Source organism: Chrysiogenia bacterium (assembly GCA_020434085.1).
In the GTDB taxonomy this organism is placed as follows: domain Bacteria; phylum JAGRBM01; class JAGRBM01; order JAGRBM01; family JAGRBM01; genus JAGRBM01.
This window is the reverse complement of the sequence record JAGRBM010000240.1, coordinates 1-5,165: the sequence shown is the minus strand read 5'-3', so window position 1 is coordinate 5,165 and position 5,165 is coordinate 1. Positions and strand designations below refer to the sequence as shown.

Sequence of the window (5,165 nt, the reverse complement as noted above, 5' to 3'; positions counted from 1 at the left end):
TCCTTGAGCGGGCAGGGCTTCTGCTCGCGCTGGAGAACGACGCAGATCTCGTGCTTGTGCTTTGCCAGTTCCACCGCGCCGTCGAGCAGCGGCTTGTAGTCCACGACGCGGCCGGGCTCCAAGCCGCACGAGGCGGTCAGAATGGCCTTGGGCTTGGCATCGTCGATGCGCGTGGCCAGTTCCTTGGGGGCAAAGCCGCCGAAGACCACCGAATGCACCGCGCCGATGCGCGCGCAGGCGAGCATTGCGAACACCGCTTGGGGAACCATGGGCATATAGATGATGACCCGGTCGCCCTTTTCAACATTGAGCGCCTTGAGCATTCCCGCTGTGCGGGCCACGCGGTCCTGCAATTCGGTGAAGGTGTATTTTTCCTGCTTGCCGGTGATCGGGCTGTCGTAGATGAGCGCGACCTGATCGGCTCGCCCGCTCTCGACGTGGCGGTCGACCGCGTTGTAGCAGGTGTTGAGCATCGCGCCCGGATACCAGCGGTAGAACGGCGGGTTGGAATCATCGAGGACCCGGTCCCACTTCTTGTCCCAGTGAATGTTTTGAGCCGCGTCGGCCCAGAATCCCTCGCGGTCTTCGAGCGACCTGCGGTAAATCTCGTCGTACTTGCCTGCCACGTGTGATTTCGCCCCCTTCAAGCAAAGGTGAACGGAGCTTATTGCGGGAGGCATTGGCTGACAAGCGCGTCAGTGATTGCAGTGCCGTTTTTGCAGACAAAGGTGCAGGAATTGTCGGTTCAGAGATCGAGCAGCGTATCGCCCAGCAGCGCATGAAGGCGCCCCTTGCGGGTGGTCTCGCGCAGGAGCGCCTGGGAGACTTCGAGTTCGACCCCGGCATAGGGCTGACCCGCGAACTCCCGGCGCAGCAGGCGGGTCATCCCGTCGCTGGTCCCCTTGTAGGGATAATTGCGTCGAAGACGAAGCCCCGGTGCGATCTGTGCCAGCTCGGAGAGCCAGCGGCCGGCGAATTCGCATTCGAGCTTCGAGGCCGGATCGTAGAGAAGCGCCACGTCGGCCCGACGCGGCTTGCCGTCAAGAATCGGCGTGAAGGAATGCACGCTCAGGTGCAGCACCGGCCCTTTGCGGATGCGCGCGGCGATATCGAGATGAAGCGCATCGTGATGCGGGCGCCACACGTGTTCGTGCAGCCACTCGCGATCCTGCTTGCAGAGCTGACGCGCGAGCGCCGAAAAGCGTGCCGGGTTTGCAGGCGAGCGATTGCACTCGATGAGCAGGCGCGTGACGGTCACTGCATGGAGCGGCGCGCCCGTGTGTTTGGCCAGGTATTTTGCCAGGGAATGGGCGCCCATGTCCCAGCCTCGGTGGGAGGCCAGCAATTCGTGCTGGTCTTCGAAAAGGCGCGCGAATTGTGCCGGTACGCGGTTTCCGGCGTGCTCACAGCTCAGGACGAGTTGGCGATTCTCACAATACAAACTGGCGGCCCTCGGCAAGGCACGCGCTGAGCTTGCGGTATACCTCCGCCAGCTTCTCGCGCGCCGGATTCTCACCGGTCGCCGCGCAAATCCGCCGGGCCAGGCAGCCTTGCTCGAGAATCACGTCGATGGTTTCGCCAAACTGCTGCCGTTCCTGTGAGCCCCCGGGCCAGAACTGTCCCATCAGCCCGCGCCAGAGTTCGCGCGCGGTGATGGACTTCTCCGTGCAGCCGAGCAGTTCGAGGTAGTCGCGGTCGTCGATGATTGCGTCGCCCGCATGGGTGAGTGTCTGAGTGAAAATATCAGCAAGATCACCCGTTGGGAAGGCCCTTTGTTCGGCCTGGTCGGCAAGACGCCCCTCGCACAGGGTGCGCACCAGTGACGAGGCCGCCGCAGCGATGGCCAGATCGGCCTGCGGGCACTCCTGGGTGTCGAGCACGCGGATCTCGATGGCCATGCGATCAAAGCGCGCGATGGCGCCGCGGGCGTTGGCCCACTCTTCCATGAGCACTTTTTCGGGATCGTGGGGCTCGAGGTCCTTGTAGATGCGACCCAGAATCTCGCGCTCGTAGGCCTCGCGCGAGTAGACGGGCTCCGGCACCACCTGTCCGATGAGCGAGGGCACCGCGTCCATGTGGTGGCGGTAGGCGTCCAGGCGCGCGTCGAAATAGGGCGAGCGCTTCCCATCGAGGAAGGGCGTGCTGGCGCTCAGCGCCGGGAGGATCGGCAGCGCCAGGCGGATTGCCGCGTGCAGGCGCGCAAACTCGGCATCGCCGCTGAAGGGCAGGTTGACGTGCATGCTCTGCAGATTCGCCCACCCGTGGCCCTGGCAGTGGAAGATGTGATTGTAGGCCTCGTAGATCGGATTGTATTCGTGGGGCCACAGCCGCAGCTCGCGCACGGGATCCATCCACGGGTGCGCACCGGTGGGCAGCAACATGGCGTCCATGGATTCGAGGATTTCGTTGATGTCGCGGGCGCCCTGCTGGAACTGCGCGGCAAGCGCGCCCAGCTCGGGCGCGGGGCCGTTGGACTTCACCTCGATGACGTGAAGGGCCAGCTCGTTGGACCAGCAGATGGGGCCGCGTTCGACTTCGTTGACGAATTCTCCGGCGATCTTGCGCAGGACCGAATCGGTGACCGGGCGGACATTGAGATCCTGACGGTCGACGATCATCCACTCGATCTCGATGCCATAGCCTTCAAACAGGTGAAGGGGAGTTTCGGGAGTCTCGCTCACGACTGGGTACGACCTCGCTTCTTTTCGATGCGCTCAAGGAAGGATTGCATGATGCGCAGGTAAAGCTCTTCGCCGATCACTTCATCTTCGATGTTGTGTTCGATGCTGGGGTTGTCGTTGACCTCGATGACGTAGACCTTGCCGCCCACTTCCTTGAGGTCCACGCCGTAGAGCCCGTCGCCGATCAGGTTGGCGGCCTTCACGGCGGTATCGACCACTTTTGCGGGAACGTCTTCGATGGCAAGGGTGGTCGCTTCGCCGGAAAAAGCGGCGCCCTTCTTCTCATGGTTGTAAATCTGCCAGTGACTGCGCGCCATGAAATACTTGCAGGCATAGAGCGGTTTTTGATCGAGAACGCCGATGCGCCAGTCGAAGTCGGTGGGCAGGAATTCCTGGGCGATGATGAGTTCCGAGGAATCGAGCAGGCGTTCGATTTCGTGTTTGAGTTCCTCGGGCGTCTTCGCCTTGACGACGCCCTGGGAGAACGCACTGTCGGGCTGCTTGAGCACGCAGGGAAGGCCCATCTCCTCAAGCACGCGCTCGGCGTTGTCCCAGTGGACGACCATGGTCTTGGGGGTGCGGATCTTGTGGCGCTGCATGAGTTCGGCCAGGTAGACCTTGTTCATACACTTGAGGATCGACTCGGGATCGTCGATCACGACAAGTCCCTCGGCCGTGGCGCGCCGGGAGAAGCGGAAGGTGTGGTTCTTCACGCTAGTGGTCTCACGGATAAAGAGCGCGTCGAACTCCGCAAGGGAGCCGTAATCGTCCTTCGTGATGAGCTCGGCGGCCAGCCCCAGCTTTGCACCGGCCTTGATGAAGGCCTTGAGCGCGCGCAGGTCGGAGGTCGGCGGGTCTTCTTCGGGATCATAAAGGATTGCCAGATCGTAGCGCGCGCCCTGCTGCTTTTTCGGGCGCGGCTGCCGGCGGAAGTAGCGGTCGGCCGCCTCGTTCAAAAAGTCGTGATGCGTATCTGGAATCTCGTTCTCGGAGATGACGCCGATGCGCCGCATCTCCCAGCCTTCCTTCCCGTGCACGAACTCGGCACGCAGCAGCGGGGCGGGAAAGACATTGAAGAGTGCGTGGGCCAGTCGGTCGTAGCGTTTGGCCACGTTGCGTCCGAAGTAGATGCTGAGCTGGAACTCTTTGGCTTGCAGGTGCGCCAGGCTCTTCTGGATCAGATCTTCGAGCTCGTCCGAATAGAAGCGAATGAGCGAGCGATTCTTGAGGTCCTGAATCGTCGTGACATTGGGAAGCGGCCGGTGCCCGCGCGCTTCGGCGAGAAGGGAGATGTAGTAACCCTGGGTCTGGTAGCGATAGCTGCGGCAGAGGTTGTAGACGCGGATGCCCGCGCCGGTAAATTGCTCGGGTTTGCCAAGATAATCCTGGGCGCCGACAAGTTCGACGCCGGGAATCCGCAGCTTCCAGTTTTTCGGGTTGGAGACAATGAGCAGTCGTCGCATGGCCGTTACTCCGTCGGCGGCTGGAGGATCAGCAGGTTCGCATCGTAGGTCAGGATGCCCAGCATGATCGCGCAGATGAGGCGGTCGATGTCCACCCAGTAGGTCTGGCCCTCGCCCATGGGATTTTCCTTGAGCGGGTCGGCTACCTGGACGCGGCGCGTTTCCTTGTCATAGCCGGCAAGCACGACGAAGTGCCCCGACGGTTCGCCGGCCAGGTCGTCGTAGTCGACGCGGGTGCCCGTCTGCTTCTCGCGCGGGGTGCGATAAAGATAGGTCGCACTCAAACCCGTGAGGATCGGTACGCCTTTTTTCAGATACTTGCGCAGCAGCGAGGGGCGCATGTCTTCAAAGCGAATCTCGCCGCCAAGGCGCAGGAACTTCAGGTAGGCACGGCTGGCAAGTTGCAGTCGTTTGCCGCTCTTGAGCTTGCTTTGCGCCACGAGTTTTTCGACCAGGAACGCAGGGGTGGAGCCAAACCATGTCGGATCGAAAACCTGCATGTTGTAGGTGTAGATGCGCGCGGAGAAACCACGGCTCAGCGCATGATGGCCAAGCATCACGGCCAGCGTGCCGCCGCCTTCGAGGCTCTCCGCTTCGTTGATGACTTGTTCGAGCGGAAGCGTGCGGTCGTAGTAGCGATAGACCGCATGCAGGCAGGTGGGGCCACAGGTGTGGTCGTCGGGTTGGGCCAGGATCTCCAGGTCCAGAGACTTGATCAATTCGGGACTGTCCTCCAGCGCGCCGGGATTCATGCCGGATGCGCGCGGGGAAATTGTGGTGATGCGGGGCACGCGAAACAAGAGCCCGCCATGGAAATATTTGGGGCGCCGGGGCCTCTGGCGGCCTTCGGTGTTTGCCTTCGGGCGCCGGGGGAATAAGCTGGGGCGCCCCAGGGCGAAGGAGCCAGTCACTTGCGCGAGTCCCCAACCATCGGCGGTTTTTCCAGCCGCATCGGCCGCCGCGGCTCCCTGCTTGCGGGGGCAGCACTCATCGCTCTGGCACTGTTGGCCGGATGCCAGAG

5 protein-coding genes are annotated in these 5,165 nt (G+C 62.4%); all 5 read right to left on the bottom strand.

Annotation, left to right across the window (positions count from 1 at the left end):
* On the bottom strand, positions 1–680 hold a 680-nt coding region (locus KDH09_07970; protein MCB0219614.1), incomplete at its 3' end, for an AMP-binding protein.
* A 65-nt stretch (positions 681–745) separates the two neighbouring features.
* A complete protein-coding gene (locus KDH09_07965) occupies positions 746–1,441 on the bottom strand; it encodes an N-formylglutamate amidohydrolase (GenBank protein MCB0219613.1) in 696 nt (231 codons plus the stop codon).
* Positions 1,431–2,618: a glutamate--cysteine ligase gene (locus tag KDH09_07960; GenBank protein ID MCB0219612.1), complete on the bottom strand. Its 1,188-nt coding sequence runs from the start codon at positions 2,616–2,618 to the stop codon at positions 1,431–1,433. The genes KDH09_07965 and KDH09_07960 overlap by 11 nt, the downstream gene beginning before the upstream one ends.
* Before the next feature lie 59 nt (positions 2,619–2,677).
* Positions 2,678–4,144 (bottom strand): RimK family protein, encoded by a 1,467-nt coding sequence (locus KDH09_07955; protein ID MCB0219611.1) that lies wholly within the window; start codon positions 4,142–4,144, stop codon positions 2,678–2,680.
* A gap of 5 nt (positions 4,145–4,149) precedes the next feature.
* A complete protein-coding gene (locus tag KDH09_07950) occupies positions 4,150–4,863 on the bottom strand; it encodes a C39 family peptidase (protein ID MCB0219610.1) in 714 nt (237 codons plus the stop codon).
* Positions 4,864–5,165 lie beyond the last annotated feature (302 nt).